At 65.2% G+C, this 15,121-nt stretch carries 15 protein-coding genes, 1 tRNA gene and 1 pseudogene; 7 read left to right on the top strand and 10 right to left on the bottom strand.

All coding sequences use genetic code 11. From position 1 onward, the window contains the following. Positions 1-185: 185 nt before the first annotated feature. The gene (locus CJ028_RS09635) at positions 186-470 is read right to left on the bottom strand and encodes a hypothetical protein (protein ID WP_105035031.1); all 285 of its coding nucleotides are present in this window, start codon (positions 468-470) and stop codon (positions 186-188) included. A gap of 131 nt (positions 471-601) precedes the next feature. On the opposite strand from CJ028_RS09635, the pseudogene CJ028_RS09630 reads away from it, so the two are divergent. From CJ028_RS09630 to CJ028_RS09620, 3 genes and pseudogenes are all read left to right on the top strand, one after another. Then, positions 602-840: pseudogene (locus tag CJ028_RS09630) on the top strand (recombinase family protein); the annotation flags it as partial. A 42-nt stretch (positions 841-882) separates the two neighbouring features. Then, positions 883-1,212, top strand: coding sequence for a hypothetical protein (locus CJ028_RS09625; RefSeq protein WP_105035030.1), 330 nt, complete (start codon positions 883-885; stop codon positions 1,210-1,212). Then, positions 1,212-2,564 carry an MFS transporter gene (locus CJ028_RS09620; protein ID WP_105035029.1) on the top strand — a complete coding sequence of 451 codons (1,353 nt, stop codon included), beginning with the start codon at positions 1,212-1,214 and terminating at the stop codon, positions 2,562-2,564. Before CJ028_RS09625 ends, CJ028_RS09620 begins: the two co-directional genes overlap by 1 nt. A gap of 249 nt (positions 2,565-2,813) precedes the next feature. Here CJ028_RS09620 and CJ028_RS09615 read toward each other — a convergent pair whose 3' ends face one another. The 5 genes from CJ028_RS09615 to galU all read right to left on the bottom strand — a co-directional run bounded on the left by CJ028_RS09615 (position 2,814) and on the right by galU (position 5,926). After that, entirely contained in the window at positions 2,814-3,095 is a 282-nt protein-coding gene (locus CJ028_RS09615; RefSeq protein ID WP_105035028.1) for a hypothetical protein, read from the bottom strand. Positions 3,096-3,156: 61 nt separating this feature from the next. Next, a tRNA-Ala gene (locus tag CJ028_RS09610) sits at positions 3,157-3,232 on the bottom strand. A gap of 65 nt (positions 3,233-3,297) precedes the next feature. Continuing rightward, positions 3,298-4,227, bottom strand: coding sequence for a hypothetical protein (locus tag CJ028_RS09605; protein ID WP_105035027.1), 930 nt, complete (start codon positions 4,225-4,227; stop codon positions 3,298-3,300). Positions 4,228-4,332: 105 nt separating this feature from the next. Further along, on the bottom strand, positions 4,333-4,992 hold the full coding sequence (locus CJ028_RS09600; protein WP_105035026.1) for a GNAT family N-acetyltransferase: 660 nt from the start codon (positions 4,990-4,992) through the stop codon (positions 4,333-4,335). A gap of 40 nt (positions 4,993-5,032) precedes the next feature. Continuing rightward, entirely contained in the window at positions 5,033-5,926 is an 894-nt protein-coding gene (gene galU, locus CJ028_RS09595) for a UTP--glucose-1-phosphate uridylyltransferase GalU (RefSeq protein ID WP_105035025.1), read from the bottom strand. A gap of 34 nt (positions 5,927-5,960) precedes the next feature. Here galU and CJ028_RS09590 point away from each other — a divergent pair, with 34 nt between their 5' ends. The 3 genes from CJ028_RS09590 (at position 5,961) to mscL (ending at position 7,511) form a co-directional block, all read left to right on the top strand. Continuing rightward, a complete protein-coding gene (locus CJ028_RS09590) occupies positions 5,961-6,539 on the top strand; it encodes a 5-formyltetrahydrofolate cyclo-ligase (RefSeq protein ID WP_105035024.1) in 579 nt (192 codons plus the stop codon). Between the two features lie 107 nt (positions 6,540-6,646). Continuing rightward, entirely contained in the window at positions 6,647-7,024 is a 378-nt protein-coding gene (locus CJ028_RS09585; protein ID WP_105035023.1) for an FmdB family zinc ribbon protein, read from the top strand. A gap of 4 nt (positions 7,025-7,028) precedes the next feature. Further along, entirely contained in the window at positions 7,029-7,511 is a 483-nt protein-coding gene (gene mscL, locus CJ028_RS09580; protein WP_240607177.1) for a large conductance mechanosensitive channel protein MscL, read from the top strand. Between the two features lie 3 nt (positions 7,512-7,514). Here mscL and CJ028_RS20665 read toward each other — a convergent pair whose 3' ends face one another. The 3 genes from CJ028_RS20665 to CJ028_RS09570 all read right to left on the bottom strand — a co-directional run bounded on the left by CJ028_RS20665 (position 7,515) and on the right by CJ028_RS09570 (position 12,611). Continuing rightward, positions 7,515-7,748, bottom strand: coding sequence for a hypothetical protein (locus CJ028_RS20665; protein ID WP_129590453.1), 234 nt, complete (start codon positions 7,746-7,748; stop codon positions 7,515-7,517). Beyond that, a complete protein-coding gene (locus tag CJ028_RS09575) occupies positions 7,745-11,515 on the bottom strand; it encodes an ATP-binding protein (protein WP_105035022.1) in 3,771 nt (1,256 codons plus the stop codon). The genes CJ028_RS20665 and CJ028_RS09575 overlap by 4 nt, the downstream gene beginning before the upstream one ends. 79 nt (positions 11,516-11,594) lie before the next feature. After that, positions 11,595-12,611 (bottom strand): magnesium and cobalt transport protein CorA, encoded by a 1,017-nt coding sequence (locus tag CJ028_RS09570; RefSeq protein ID WP_105035021.1) that lies wholly within the window; start codon positions 12,609-12,611, stop codon positions 11,595-11,597. A gap of 50 nt (positions 12,612-12,661) precedes the next feature. Here CJ028_RS09570 and CJ028_RS09565 point away from each other — a divergent pair, with 50 nt between their 5' ends. Next, the gene (locus CJ028_RS09565; protein ID WP_105035020.1) at positions 12,662-13,348 is read left to right on the top strand and encodes a 4'-phosphopantetheinyl transferase family protein; all 687 of its coding nucleotides are present in this window, start codon (positions 12,662-12,664) and stop codon (positions 13,346-13,348) included. 440 nt (positions 13,349-13,788) lie between these two features. On the opposite strand, the gene CJ028_RS09560 is transcribed toward CJ028_RS09565, so the two are convergent. After that, a complete protein-coding gene (locus tag CJ028_RS09560) occupies positions 13,789-15,114 on the bottom strand; it encodes a M1 family metallopeptidase (protein ID WP_105035019.1) in 1,326 nt (441 codons plus the stop codon). Between the last annotated feature and the right edge of the window lie 7 nt (positions 15,115-15,121).

Raw genomic sequence — 15,121 nt, 5'->3', positions numbered from 1 at the left:
ATCGCGTTGATCTTGGCCGGGTAGGTCGGCACGGTGACGGTGACCGCGACTTTCTTAACACGAGGCGGCCTCTTCCCTGGCCGGGTGTGGTGGTCAAGAGTTACCGGCATGACCTTGTGGCAGCAGAGTCGCCTCGCCAGAACAGCCCGAGGTCCTGCTCGACGCGGGGCAGCTGAGCTGAGTTGTCAACGGGAAAGGCCGCCGTGGTCCCGCTGTTGCACACCGTTCTTGTTACTGCGGTGTGGCCTGGCGGTCTTCCCCGACTGGGACATGACTGCTTTGCGCGGGTGCTTGGCATTTTCACCGTCGGCGAGGATTCGCGCGTTGATCGTCTTCTGATCTCCCTTGCCTTCAAGACTCGCGGCGAACCTTGCGCGACGCTCTGAACTGTCGTATTCCAGTTCCCCCGAGCCACGCTCGACGCCCGCGTGGCTCAGGGGCTTCGGCGACCTTCTTTCGGTCCACGTCACCGGTCCGCCACCTGAGCTTCCTCAGAGTCACCGGAATCTTGCGGCGCGCCGATTTTCATAACTACGTCGCATAACCGCATGCTTATAACTGTGGTACTCGCCGTTGGTTATGAGACACCCCAAGAGCAGAAATGACGAAACTGATCGGCGACGCGCGTGTATCCACGCGGCAGCAGTCCACCGACCACCAACAGATCGACATCCTCGCCGCTGGCGTCCGGCGTGACGACCTCTACGTCGACCACGGCATCTCCGGTGCTCGAGCATCACGCCCCAGTTCGACCGTGCACTCGACGCACTCCAAGACAGCGACACCCTCGTGATCACGACCCCGGATCGGCTGGGTCGATCGACGCAGAACATGCTCGCCTGACACATTCGTGGGTTACTTTCGGATGGAGAGGGAGAATTCGTGGCCGTCGAGTTGAGGAAGGCCAGGGCGATGGGACTTTCGGTGGCGGCATCCGATGGTGACCAGAGCGATGAACCTGACTTCGTGCTCACGGATTCGACGCGCCCGCGTTGCGGCGCGACGAACCTTGTTTTCCAGATCTGGGTGCTGGGTGGACACACCCAGTTCGGTGCGATCCCTGGGGAAATCTACCTGGCCCGCACCGCCCCGCGAGGGCGTAACGCCGCCGCGCGGCAGGCGAGGGAGGGGCGTGCAATAGAGTTCGGTTATCCGGTGGACGCTTTACCCTCAGTTTGCCGTATTGCCGCCAACGCTGAAGTGGACACTTGATGGCTGAAGTTCGCGCACGTTCCAGTCGATCTGAGCGATTGGACGCGCTTCCGTTTACCCGGGAGCACCGCAGCGTGCTCGTGGGTTCCGGCCTGGGCTGGGCCCTGGATGCGATGGACATTGGACTCATCTCCTTCGTCCTTGCCCAATTGGCGGTGCAATGGAATACCACAGACGCAGAACTGTCCTGGATCGCGTCCGCCGGGTTCATCGGCATGGCCGTTGGCGCCGTCCTCGGCGGTTTGCTGGCAGACCGCATCGGTCGACGCCAGGTTTTCGCACTCACCCTGCTCGTCTACGGACTCGCGACGGGAGCGTCGGCATTGTCCGGTTCCGTGGCCGTACTCATCGCCTGGCGATTCGTCGTTGGGCTCGGTCTCGGCGGTGAGCTTCCGGTCGCCTCGACGCTCGTGAGCGAATTCGCGCCGCCACGAATTCGTGGCCGCATCATCGTCTTCCTCGAATCCTTCTGGGCCATCGGCTGGACCCTTTCCGCCGTGATCGGGTTTCTCGTTGTACCGTCTTCGGCCGACGGTTGGCGCTGGGCGCTGGCTATTGGAGCGGCTCCGGCCCTGTACGCGGTGGTCGTGCGGCTGCGGCTGCCGGAGTCGGTTCGCTTCCTCGAATCGCGCAACCGCTTCCAGGACGCGGAGTCGACCGTCCGACGCTTCGAAAAGTCCGCCGGAGTCACCGCTGCACCCGATGATTTGGCACTGCCTGCGGCGACGAGTCCAGGGCCGACTATTCCCGCCGCCAAGCCACGCGTCACCGCGCTGTGGTCGCGCGGCCTGCGTCGCCGAACCGGTGCGTTGTGGCTGGTCTGGTTCTGCGTGAACTTCTCCTACTATGGTGCCTTTATCTGGCTTCCGACCATCCTGGTCGCGTCGGGACTCTCCCTTGTTCGCTCCTTCGCGTACACGCTCATTATCACCGTGGCCCAACTGCCGGGATATGCTGCCTCGGCGTACCTGATCGAACGGTGGGGGCGGCGCCGGACCCTCGCAGTGTTCCTCACCGGCTCGGCACTCTCGGCGGCGCTTTTCGGGGTCGCCGGCGACGCCACCCAGGTGATCGGTGCTGGCATGCTGCTCTCCTTCTTCAACCTCGGCGCGTGGGGAGCGCTGTATGCCGTGACCCCCGAGCTCTACCCCACCCGCATTCGAGCCACCGGAGCCGGATGGGCGGCCGGCATCGGGCGGATCGCCGCAATCCTGGCGCCGCTGGCCGTACCGATGCTGCGCGAAACGGGCGGGACCGGCCTCCTATTCACGGTCTTCGCCGTGTTCTTTGTGGTTGCGGCCCTCGGCGCTTTCGGGCTCCCCGAGAAACAGGGCGAAGCGCTGGAGGACTGAAACAGTATTCACGCCGGCCATCTGGTCGCTTCGGGCGCGGCGGCGGGCCTGATCTAGAATCGGCGTGACTTAAACGGTGTCATCGCTCGTTTTTTGTAACGAATGCGTTATCGCTCGAACGTGGGTCAATCGCTCCGAGCCAATTCTGCAGACAGCTCGTGGAGCTGGCGGGCCGAGTCCGCGGCGTGCTCAGCCGAGTTGTCTGAATAACGCTTCGTCAAGCGTTCGTTGCGCCGTACTGCCTTCTCGTCAACTCGACGTCCAGAGGACCGCAGCACGCTGCGGGCCGCCGATGGCACCCACCTTCGCATTATTGACGCTCAGGAAACCAAGCTGCACCATATTCGCCTTGACAGGCACCGAGTAGATCGTCTTGTACTTCTTCATACTCCATTCGACGCCGTACACGACCTCGGGGTCACTCTTCACCTCGGCCTCTTCGTCGGCTTTGTCGGCTTTGTCGGATTGAGACAGACCCCGAGAGACTGAAAAGCGGCCAAATGTAGGCAGGTTGTGCAAGAAATTGTGCACGCCGCCGAAAACCGAAAAATACCCGGTCGAACCGAAAATGGTTCTGACCGGGTATCTAGTGTGGTGGAGCTAAGGAGATTCGAACTCCTGACCTTCTCATTGCGAACGAGACGCGCTACCAACTGCGCCATAGCCCCAAACTGCCTTTGAAGAATATCACGGGCTGGCCGACAGTTTTGCCGTTTTGAGCGCGGTGCGTCAATTAGACCGCGCGACGGCGACGCAGCACGGCGTCGAGGTCGGTCATGCCCGGTTCTGTCTCGCCGACGATGCCCATCGACGCAAATCGACTCGGCACCGCAGCAACAGCAGGTCGGGCGATCGGCGTGACCGCCCGATTGGCTTCCTCGGCAAGCGCGGCGGCACGACGGGCAACCTCCGCCTCGGCGGCGGCCTTGCGTAGCTGGTTGGCCGCTTCAACGGATGCCATCGCCGTTTGCGCGATGGATCCGCGGGAGAGGTGCAGCGCTCGTGGCAGCGGTTGCGGAGTCCAGGTCGCCGCGACGGCCGGACTTTCTTCCAACTGAACGGGTTCGAAGGTCTGACCGATCAACACGGGCAGCTCCACCGGGGCTTCCAGTCGCACGATGCGGGCCGAGCGGGCGACCGTCGCCAGTCGGCCCAGGATGCCGAACGCGGCGACCATGACGACTCCGCCGCTGACCAGGGTGGTGAATGAGCCGGCCAGCGCGGGTGCAATCCCAGACCCGGCCAACACGAGGCCGGCCAGCAGAATCAGCGACACCATGCTCCGAAAGCGACGAAGACGCCGAAGTTTCTTCCCCGGCGACTCCGGCAGGCGCGGCGTGGACGCGGCGGCTACCGCGGCGGCGGCGCGGCGAACGTCGCGGGCGGCATCCGCTATCGTCTGCGCTTCAGCCCGCTCGGACTGTTCGACCCGCGCCAGCACGCGCTGCTGCTCGGCCACGGTGCGGGCCGTCGCTTCGAGCCGCACTTGCTGCGGAACCTCGGCTGTTTCCGCCAGAATACGCAGTGTTTGCTGCAATCGCACCGCATTTCGTTCGGTCGCCTGGTACTGCTTGCGACGCGACCAGGTGGGCATCAGGTAGGCGACCCAGAGCACAGCAGCCACCGCCACCATGACCCCGCCACCCAATGCCTCATTACTCATGTTGACAACGGTAAGAGGCGCGGGCGCATCCGCCGAGGATTACTCTCGGTGTGTCACCCAACTTAATGCACTGATTCTGCCCCCGAACAGGCAAATCCTTCAATGTCATCGGGTGATGACACGCACCGGATGCGCGGCCGACTCGAGATCTGCCGCGGTGACGCTCGCGGCATCCGCTGGTACCAGGCCGTCTTGCCAGCGGCGCATAACGCCCTGGCTGAGTTCCTCGGCAACCAGACCGAAGCAAAAGTGATCGCGCCAGTCACCGTTGATGTGGATGTAGCGGCGGCGCAGACCTTCATATCGAAAGCCGAGTTTCTCAACGACGCGAAGGCTGGCCTTGTTCTCGGGGCGGATGCAAATTTCCATGCGGTGCAGGCCCAACTGGTAAAAGCAATAATCGGTGGCGAGCGCCACTGCCGTTGGAGTGACCGACTGGCCGGCGAACTTCTCACTCACCCAATATCCAATCGTCGCCGACGACAGCGACCCCCAGGTGATCGACGACACGTTGAGCTGACCGGCCAGTTCACCGTTCTGTTCCACGATGAACGGGAGACCGTTGCCCGACCGCGAGTGGGTCAGCAGGCTTCGGATGCTCGCGCGCGTGTCAAAGGACATCGGCGCGTAAGGATTCGTCGCCTCCCATTTACGCAGCCAGGACCGGTTGGCCAGCAATTCGCCCTCGAGGGTGCGCGCATCGCGCAAGCGGATGGGGCGCAGAGAGACGGCGCCCTCACGAAGGGTCGGAATTGCGATCGGCACGGTTCGCCTGTCTGTTATTGAATGGAAGCTGGGTGATGATCTATTCGAGCGTGGCGACGAATTCGCGCAGCCACGGTTTGAGGTCGGCTCCGAGATCTTCACGATCGACGGCGAGCTGCACGATGGCCTTGATGTAGTCGAGCCGGTCACCGGTGTCGTAACGCCGACCGCGAAAGATCAGACCATACACACCGCCCGTCGCCTCGGGATTGACGGCCATCTCCTGCAGGGCGTCGGTGAGCTGAATCTCATTGCCCTTGCCGGGCGCCGTGTGTTCCAGAATATCGAAGACTTCGGGGCGCAGCACGTAGCGGCCGATGATGGCAAGGTTCGAGGGGGCATCGGCGGTGCTGGGCTTCTCGACCAGACCGGTGATGCGTACGACGTCGGGGTCGTCGGTGGTTTCCACCGCGGCCGCACCGTACATGTGGATCTGCGAGGGATCGACCTCGAGGAGGGCAACGATGCTGGCGCCGCGCTTCACCTGTTCCTCGAGCATCCGGGTCAGCAGGGGGTCTCGGGCGTCGATGATGTCGTCACCGAGTAGCACAGCAAACGGCTCGTTACCCACGTGCATGCGTGCGCGCAGCACGGCGTGGCCGAGTCCGCGCGGGTCGCCCTGGCGCACATAGTGGATGTCGGCGAGTTCGTTGGATTCGCGCACCTTGGCGAGCCGGGTCTGGTCGCCCTTGCGTTCGAGCATCGCCTCCAGCTCGGTCATGCGGTCGAAGTGGTTCTCCAGGGCATTCTTATTGCGTCCGGTGACCATCAGCACGTCGCTGAGGCCGGCCGCGACGGCTTCCTCGACGACATATTGAATCGCCGGCTTGTCAACGACCGGCAACATCTCCTTCGGCATGGCCTTGGTCGCTGGGAGGAAGCGTGTGCCCAGTCCAGCTGCGGGAATGACGGCTTTAGTTATCGGGGTACCCATGGGCACTAGGTTAGTGGCAAGTAGGATGCCTTATATGGACTCCGACACAGGTCATCACAAGCGTGCGCTGAGAGCGGAATTGCGCGAACGTCGCCAGAACATGACCTCATCGGAACGCGAGGCGGCCACGGCCGGCTTCACCGAAAACTTGCAAAGTCTCGTGCTCGACCTGTCGGCACGGTCGATCTCCTGCTATTTATCGGCCCGCAATGAACCCGATACCCGACCCTTTCTCAATTGGGCCACGGCAGAAGGCATCCGTATTCTGTTTCCGATTTCGCGCGAAGACGGCCTGCTCGATTGGACCGTCGGCGACGGTGACGAGGAATTTACCGGAATTTCCGGGGTACCGGAGGCCGTGGGTACCTTGCTCGGCCCGATAGCCATCAACGATGTCGACCTCATCATCGTGCCAGCGGCAGCGGTCGGCGGTGATGGCCTGCGCATGGGCTGGGGTCGCGGCTATTTCGACAAGACCCTCGGATCGATGGAGAAGTGCCCGCCGGTCTACGCCGTGGTGTTCGACAGTGAATATCTGCAGGAAGTTCCCCGGGAAGTGCACGATCAGCCGGTCAACGGCCTCGTAACGCCGACCCGAATCATCGCTTTCTGACCGTTTTCATCGCTCAAGTCCAGCATTCTGAACGTGCAGGCCCTTGGGCGCGCATAACCTTAGTACTGGCAGGCGTTTGCCTGTCGGCTCAACCAGCTGGAGATGCAGTGCCTACCTACTCTTACCGTTGCACCGAGTGCGACACCGCTTTCGATATCCAGCAGGCCTTCACCGACCACTCGCTCACGGTGTGCCCGACCTGCCAGGGAAAGCTGCGCAAGGTGTTTTCGTCGATCGGCGTGACCTTCAGTGGCTCCGGTTTCTATAGCAACGACTCCAAGTCCGATGCAAAGCGGTCCAACCCGAATCTCGACCGCAAGCCGGCCGAGAAATCAGCCGACAAGTCCGATTCTGCGGCGAGCAAACCCGCCGAAACCAAGTCCGAGAAGAAGTCCGACAGTACACCGGCGAGGAAAGTCAGCTCGGCGTCTTCTTCTTCCTCCTCCTCCTCCTCCTCCTCCGTCCCGGCCGCGAAGGCGTCCTAGATAGATGGCGCTGACAAAGACGGTCGCCCAAGTCATCCGTTTGGAGCACCCCGTGATCAACGGTTTCAAAGAATTCATCATGCGCGGCAACGTCATCGACCTTGCGGTCGCCGTCGTCATCGGTACAGCGTTCACCGCGCTCGTCACCGCCATCGTCACGAGTATCTTCAACCCGCTCATCGCCGGTATCTTCAAGGCCGAGTCGCTCGCCGAAACCCTCCGTGTACCGCTTCCCGGCGGCGACTTCATCCTGTTCGGTGCCGTCATCGGCGCGCTCATAAACTTTCTGCTGATCGCCGCGGTCGTCTATTTCGTGATCGTGCTGCCGCTGAACAAGCTGAAGGAAGCCCAGGACCGTCGCCGCTCCGCCGGAGTGCCGTCCGAGGTCGTGGCCGACCCAACGACCGAGCTCGACCTGCTCACCGAGATCCGCGACCTGCTGGCCAAGAACGCCGCCCCAGCGCCCGACCAGGGCACCAAACAGTAGCAACTACCAGTGCGGCGGACGATCCTGCCGCAATTGCGCCTCGTTCGCGCTGGGCGCGCTTCCGGTGTGCGCGACGCCACCCTCTTCGCGCAGCACCGGCGGGTGCGGGTTCGGATCCGTGTCCGGCGCCGGCAATAGCCGGGCGCGCCGCGCCTTGCCCGCCACCTTCACTATGGGCTGACGCTCGGTACCTAAGCGGTCCGCGCCCTGGCGGGACTCGCCGTCAGGGCTGCTCACGCGCCGGGACGCTTCGGAGCGATGGGTTCTCCGGTGGAGAAGGGTGAGGCATCCGTTTTGGGCACACCGGCGATGGCGGCGACGCGCGCCGCGACCGCGTCGGGATTGCTGAACAGCTCGAAGCTGTGCACGCGCAGGTAGTGCCAGCCGAGGCGGCGCAGCACCTCGGGCCGCAGCCGCAGGGACTCGCGCAGGCTTGCACGATTGACAACGGCATCCGTTTCGACGACGATCGCGCGGGTGCCGTATGAGGCGGCGAGGGCGAGCTTGCTGCGGTGGCCGAGGCGCACGCTGAGTCCGAGCTTCTCGAGGCGGCCGCCAAGGTCGACCAGCATGGCCTCGCTCGCGTCGGGAACCTGCACTTCGTCGCGGCGAGCTTCGGTTTCGCTGAGCACCTGCGACAGCGCGAGGATGCCGTGGCGCTGGCGGTCCTCGTCAATGTCGGCGGGGCGGAAGCAGGAGACGATGTCGAGTGCGCGGCGGGCGCGAGTCATGCCAATCGCGAGCAGGCGTTCGCCGCCGGGCTCGCCGAGCGAACCGAAGTTCGACAGCAGTCGTCCGTGCGGGGTACGGCCGTAACCGATCGAGAAGATGACCCGGTCGCGGCTTTGTGCAACGGCCTGCTCCAGCGTGAGCACGGTGAACGGTTCGCTGCGGTCCTTCAGAATGAAGTCCGACAGGTCGGTGCGTTTGGCGAAGGCGGCGAGTACGGCCTGCTGAACGCGCACGGCGTGCCGGGTACTCGCGGTGATCACCATGAGCGATTCGCGCGGGCGTTTGGAGGCGTGGTCGAGCACCAGGTCGACGACCTTCACGACCTCCGCGTCAACGCTCTCGATGGCGCCGCTGTCGGCGTCTGGCATGCCGCGGCCGCCGGCCACATAGTTGATGGTGAGGCTGCCATGGCCGAGAAAACTGCCGGCCCAGGGCAGGGAGTCGATGCGTCCGCCGTAGAAACGGTGATTGACCAGCTCGGCGAGGTCTTCGCCGCCGGCCCGGTAGCTGCGGGTAAGGGTGAGGGTCGGCAGTAGCTCGCCGAGGCGGGCCAGGGCGGAGTCGGCGTGCAGGGCGTCGACGGAGACCTCGGGCGCGGCCACCTCGCCCGATGCGGCGATACCGGTCTCGAAGGCCGACGGGGTTTGGGTGACCGGGTCGCCGAACGCCACGATCTGACGGCCGCGACGAATCGCGCCGACGTTTTCAGCGAGGGTCGTCGCTCCGGCGTCGACGAGCAGAACGGTGTCGAAGGTGATCTGGTCGCTGATCCCGGCGATCTCATAGGGCGAGGCCAGCCAGACCGGGGCGAGCACGCGGCCGAGGTGCGGGGCGACCTCGTTGAGTCGTGCAGGGGTGGCGCGGTCGGCGCGCAGCAGCCGGCGCAGCTGGTCGGCTTCCTCGGGAAAGTCGACGACGCCGATCTTCCACGTTTCGGCCAGCAGCCAGGCCAGCAGCTTGCCGGTAGCGGATGCGTGCGCCTCGTCGACGAGTTTGAAATCGGCCTCGAGGCGGTCAAGTACCCCCGTGTTGGCGCCGAGCAACGCCCGGTCGCTCGCGAGCATGATCTCGAGCACGGACTGCCACCAGGCCAGCTCGAGCTCGGCGGCGACGTTCTCTTCCGACACGTGCCGCTGGGACAGGTCGGTCATCAGCGGGTCGAGGTTGTGCTCGCGCAGGGTCGCCAGCAGTGCGGTGCGCTCGTGCAGGTTCGCGAGCACCTCGCTTTCGGCGGCGAGGCCGGAGATCATCGACACGAGCTCATTGATCTGACGCCCGGCGAGAGCGCGCGTCGTGCCAATCGTGCCGAGCGGCACGTCAAGCAGACCGAGATCTTCAGAAACACGCTGAAAGGCGACGTGCACATCATTGATGCCGACCGGCACCTCCGGGGTGACACCGGCAGCCGCATAACGCTGCCAGAGCGTGCGCTGGCTTTGGATGCGGCGCAGGCTCTCGTTCATGTCGGTGACCCGCACGCCCGGTCGCTGGTATTCCTCCGCGAGCTTCCGCAGTCTCCTACGGCTGGCCGAGCTCATCTCGGATGATTCGCGGCGCGACGATGTGGCGGATATCAGCTCGGTCAGTGACCGGTCGTAGACGCCGGGCTGAAACTTGTCGAGGGTTTCGCGAATGTCCAGCAGCAGGCGCAGGTAGATGCCGAGTTCGTTGATCGTCTCGAATGGGCGCAGCCGGGTCTGGCCGATGAGGCCGTTGGCTCGTTCGAGCAGCCGCGGCAGTTCAATCTGGTTGATGCGTTTGGCGAGTTGGTGGCTGTTGGAGGCATCCGCTGTGGAGGTGAACGAGGCGCCGTACCAGGGCGAGTCGCCGGGGCCGTAGCGGAATTCGCCGAGCACGGCGGCCTTGATCAGGGTGTTGGCGGCGGCCGACCGGGAGTGCGCGAGCAGTTCGAGGGCGTGCCGGTCGAGGCGGGCCGTGGTCGAGGGCGGCTCGGGCAGCTGGGCGAGGCGGGCCAGTTCGCCGAGCGCGTCGAGTACGGAGACGCCGAGTGCCGAGTCGCGGCGGGTGAGCGCCGATCGGTAGTCGAGCAGCACCTTGCGCAGGCGCACGAGGGCGTCATCGACGTCGCCGACCCGCGGCTGGGCGGCTTTCTCGTTGCGGGTGATTGACTGGATCAGGTCGCGGCGCAGGGTGCGCGGGGTGACCGCGATGCCGGGTAGGCCCACCTGCACCAGGCGACCGTGGATACCGTCGAGGCTCGAACGGCGGGCGCTCACCACGAGCACCCGCTTGTGCTGCGCCACGAGTGAGCCGATCGCATTCACGATCGTCTGGGTGCCGCCGGTACCGGGCAGGGTTTTCACAACGAGGGAATTGCCGGCCGCGATCTGCGCGACGACGTTCTCCTGCTCCGAGTCGGCGTCGCCGAGCAGCGTGTCGGTGGCCGGCGGGCGGGCATCCTGTCCGATCGGAACCACTGGGTTGTAGGCGGTCTCGATGTTGCGGCGGGCAGTCTTGTTGCCGGCGACGGCGTCGAGCAGCGGATGGTCGAGGTTCGACGCATCGGCGGCGAGCGCCCGACCCACGTCGGCGAAGCTCGAGACCACCAGACGCGGCACGACGTTGAACCAGGGCAGGTGCGAGGTCAGCCCGCGCAGGCGGTCGATCACCGGTTGAGGTTTGAACGCGCCGTTGGTCACGGCGAGCGCCACGAATGCGTCGGCGTCGAGCACGATCTGAAACTGGTCTTTCAGGGCGCGAGCGAGCTCGGGGTTGAGAAAGGGCTGACCCTTGAGCTTGAGTTCGTAATCGCGCCCGTACCGGCGAATGGCGAGGGGACGCAGCAGCACCGGAGCGCTGTAATCCACATCCTGATAGCGCCATTCGGCGAGACCGATAGCGAGGTTGACCGATTCGAGGCCGCGCATGGAGCGCAGTTCGATGCCCTTCTGGGTGATCTCGTTCGCGGCCAGGCGGGCGTTACGCAGCGCAAGTTCATCGCGAATGAGGTTGGACAGCAGGGTGGTCTTGCCGATGATGAACTGAGGCAGGCCGCCGGGATGCGTGGCGCTCAGCTCGATGCGGGTGCGGGCTTCGTCGGTGAAGTGCAGCAGGGGCGAGCGTCCGCCGAGGGCTGCCAGTTCGTCGCGCCAGCGCTGCCAGACCGGCTCGGCGATGTTGCCGGCGATGAAGGCCGGGTCGCCCAGACTGAGGTTGTGTGGGCTGGTCACGTTTTGCGGGTCGACAGGGACGGCGCCCAGGTACTTGGAAAGCACGTCGTCGTCATCTTGTTTCTTATCGAGGTGCCACACAGGGATACCCTAATTGGCAAATCACCGGTTTGCCCTGAGGCGGTCGGGGTTTCGCGGGTTTCTGCTGCAATCTGCAGGCTCACAACCAGCCCCGTCGTTTGAAAACGGCGTAAAGGCTGATTCCCATGGCCAGCATCAGGGTGATCGCAAACGGGTAGCCCAGCGGCCAATGCAACTCGGGCATGTGGTCGAAGTTCATGCCGTAGATAGTTCCCACCAGGGTTGGCGCAAACAGAATGGCCGCCCAGCTGGAGATCTTCTTCACTTCCTCGCTCTGCGCGAGGCTTGTCTCCGACAGGTGCCGCATCTCATCGTTCTGGCGTTGGCCCACCAGGGTGCTGTGCACGGTGAGGGCGTTCTGCAGCAGCTGCCGAAACGCGTCGCCGCGCTCCACGATGCGCAGGGTGTGGTCGAGCACGTCGCGCAGGTGCCGGTGCAGTTCGAGGTCCACGTTGTATTTGTCGAAGCCTCGCTGCATCGCCTCGAACATGCTCACGAGCGGTTGGGTGGCCCGCTGAAACTCAATCACCTCACGGGAGAGGGCGTAGATGCGCCGGCTCACCTCCGGGTCGCCGTCGAACAGCTGGTCTTCGATCTCGTCGATGTCATTCTCGAGCCCGGCCACGACAGGCCCATATTCGTCGACGACCTGGTCGAGAATGGCGTAGAGCACGGCCTCCGGGCCGAGGGCGAGCAGATGAGGGGTGCTCTCCATCCGTTCGCGCACCAGAGCGAGGTCGGGCGACTCGGCGTGGCGAATGGTCACCACGAAATCGGGGCCGACGAACACGTGCAGTTCGCCGAATTCTACGCGTTCTTCGTCGTCCATGTAGCGCGCCGGGCGCAGCACGATAAACAGAATGTCGGCGTACCGCTCGATCTTTGAGCGTTGGTGGCCCTTGAGGGCGTCTTCCACGGCCAGGTGGTGCAGGCTGAACTCGGTCGCGACGGCCCGCACTTCTTCCTCGCTCGGCCGGTACAGCCCGATCCAGCCGAAACCCTCCTTCTCTTTCATCACTTCGAAGGTCTCGTCGAGGCTCGGCGGCGTGGCAACCCGGTGCCCGTCCACGTAGACCGCGTTGTCCACCAGCGCCATTGGCTCTCCTTGCTCGATGTTCCAGTGTGCCACCCGGGTACGGTTAGGTCGTGCCGCAAACGGATGTTTCCCTCTTTTTACAACCGCGCGCGCCGCTTCCCGAGACCGACCGTGCACTGCTCGCCGCCGCTGTTGCCCGGGTCTGCGACGTTGACCTGGCGGCGGTCACCATCGAGCAGCGCTGCTCACGCTGCGGCGGCGCACATGGGCGTCCGCGGGTACTTCGGCCGCGGGGCGCTTTCGTGAGCCTGAGCCGCGCCGGCGATGCCGTGGTCGTCGCGGTGTCACTCGCCGGGCCGATCGGGGTCGACATCGAGAGCCTGGCGGCCGTGGCCCGGGCGGGGTTCGACGGTGTCGCCTTCAATGCCGACGAGCGCTTTGCACTGCAGCGGATGCCATCCGCCGAGCGCGACCGGACCCGCGCCCGGCTCTGGACCACGAAGGAGGCACTGCTGAAGCTCTCGGGCCAGGGCCTGACGGTGGACCCTCAGGAGCTGACGGTCGGGCTGGGCGAGGCGGGCGCCTCCGCGGGAGCCGGGGCGTCCGCCGGAGCCGAAGCCTCTGGCTCTGGCTCTGCCTCTGCCGGAACCGGAGCCGAGGCATCCGCTCTGCTGAGTTGGCCGACCGCAACCCTCGATTTGAGCCGGGTGCACGTTGTGGGCTTCGACGCTGGCCCCGGGCTGGTGGGCACCCTGGCCGTGCTCGGCCCGCGACCCCCGAGCCTTTCGGTGCTCTAAAACTCGGTGTGACCGCTCGCAGCCGTCCAGTTCACGCCGTGCGGGAGGCACGCCGCTGCGTGGGAGGCGGAAACACCCGCGCACTGGCGCAGGTCCAGCCCGTCACATCACGCGGGAGTACTGACCAGGCACGAAGTCCCGCGCATTGGCGCAACTCCTGCGTAGCCGAGGCCGCCGGAGCCACCGCCTCCCCCGAACTCCCGCGCACTGGCTCAATACCCGCGCAGCACCTCTGGGCGGCTCCGAGCGGCCCGACGGCGAACTCCCCCGCACTGGCGCACGTCTCGCGCACTGGCTCAATACCCGCGCACCAGACCTCGCCAGCACGAAGCGGGCCGACATCGAACTGCCGCGTATTGGCGCACGTCACGCGCCGCGCCGCCGGGCAGCCGGGCAGCCGGGCAGCCGAGTGGCCCAACGTCGAGCTCCCCTAGGCTCGGCTAAAGGCTCGGCAGCGCTCTCTGCTGCACCCAGCGGGCCACGAACCCGCCAATCGCCCGGCTGCCGGTGTGTTCGGAGAAGAACTCCACGAAGTCGTCGGTGGAGACCTGCCCGTGCCGCCTGGCCGCGGTGTAGGCACGCAGGGCCGAGAAGAACGCCTCGTCGCCGAGCGATTTGCGAATGGCGTGGAGGGCGAGCGCGCCCCGCTTGTAGACGCGGTCGTCGAACATGGCGTGTGGACCGGGATCGCCGACGACGATGTCGCAGGGCAGGGCCGCCACCTTGCCGCGGTGCAGCACGGCGAGGGCGTCTGCCGTACGACCGCCGCGCTGCTCCTCCCAGAGCCATTCCGCATAGCAGGCGAAACCCTCCTGCAGCCAGATGTCCTGCCAGCGGGCCACGGTGAGGCTGTTGCCGTACCACTGGTGCGCCAGTTCGTGGGCGATCAGGCGGTCGCTGCCGTGCTCCCCGTCGACGTGGTTGCTGCCGAACACGGCCAGGCCGTGCGCCTCGAGCGGAATCTCCAGTTCATCATCGGTCACGACCACCGAGTACGACGCGAACGGGTACGGGCCGAACCGGTCGGTGAAGAACGCGATCATCTCGGTGAGGCTGGCAAAGTCAGTGCCGACCCGGCTCGCAAGCCGGGTCGGAAAGTACAGGCTGTGCGCGACCGGAGCGGCGACCAGGTCGCGGCGGCGGTAGCGGCCGATCAGCACCGTGGCGAGGTAGGTCGCCATCGGCTCGCGCACATCGAAGGTCCAGCTGGTGCGGCCCGACCGGCTCGACCGCGCCGACAACACCCCGTTCGACACCACGGTGTAGCCGGATTCGCAGGCGATCTCAATCCGATAGGTGGCCTTGTTGCTCGGGTGATCGTTGCAGGGAAACCAGGACGCGGCCCCGCAGGGCTGCCCGGAGACGAGCACGCCGTCGTCAAGTTCTTCCCAGCCGACATCGCCCCAGGCACTGCGCACCGGGTGTGGCGCCCCGCGATAGCGCACCGTCACCGCGAACACCGCCCCGGCCTCAATCGTGGTGGCGAGGCTGATCACGAGTTTGCGCGAAGAATGCGTGACCTTGGTCGGCCGCTCGCCGTTGACCGTGACCTTTTCCACGCTCAGCCCGGCGAAGTCGAGGCTGAACCGGTCCAGACGGGTCAGGGCCTGCGCGGTGATGACGGCGGTCGCGTTCAGCCGGTTGGTCGCCACCCGGTAGGACAAGTTCAGATCGTAGTGTTCGGCAACGTAGCCGCCGTTGCCGCCGGTGGGAATGTAGGGGTCGCCAGCGCTGGCCGAGCCGTGGGTCGTCTGCACAGTGGCCATCGTTCAA

The organism is Cryobacterium aureum, from assembly GCF_002954245.1.
Lineage (GTDB): Bacteria > Actinomycetota > Actinomycetes > Actinomycetales > Microbacteriaceae > Cryobacterium > Cryobacterium aureum.
The sequence above is the reverse complement of the archived record's forward strand: the minus strand, read 5'-3'. Positions and strand labels throughout refer to the sequence as shown.

Coding starts and splice junctions, on each gene's coding strand:
- CJ028_RS09620 (WP_105035029.1), top strand. CDS start 1,212: ATGGCTGAAGTTCGCGCACGTTCCAGTCGATCTGAGCGATTGGACGCG.
- CJ028_RS09605 (WP_105035027.1), bottom strand. CDS start 4,227: ATGAGTAATGAGGCATTGGGTGGCGGGGTCATGGTGGCGGTGGCTGCT.
- galU (WP_105035025.1), bottom strand. CDS start 5,926: ATGGGTACCCCGATAACTAAAGCCGTCATTCCCGCAGCTGGACTGGGC.
- CJ028_RS09590 (WP_105035024.1), top strand. CDS start 5,961: ATGGACTCCGACACAGGTCATCACAAGCGTGCGCTGAGAGCGGAATTG.
- mscL (WP_240607177.1), top strand. CDS start 7,029: ATGGCGCTGACAAAGACGGTCGCCCAAGTCATCCGTTTGGAGCACCCC.
- CJ028_RS09570 (WP_105035021.1), bottom strand. CDS start 12,611: ATGGCGCTGGTGGACAACGCGGTCTACGTGGACGGGCACCGGGTTGCC.
- CJ028_RS09560 (WP_105035019.1), bottom strand. CDS start 15,114: ATGGCCACTGTGCAGACGACCCACGGCTCGGCCAGCGCTGGCGACCCC.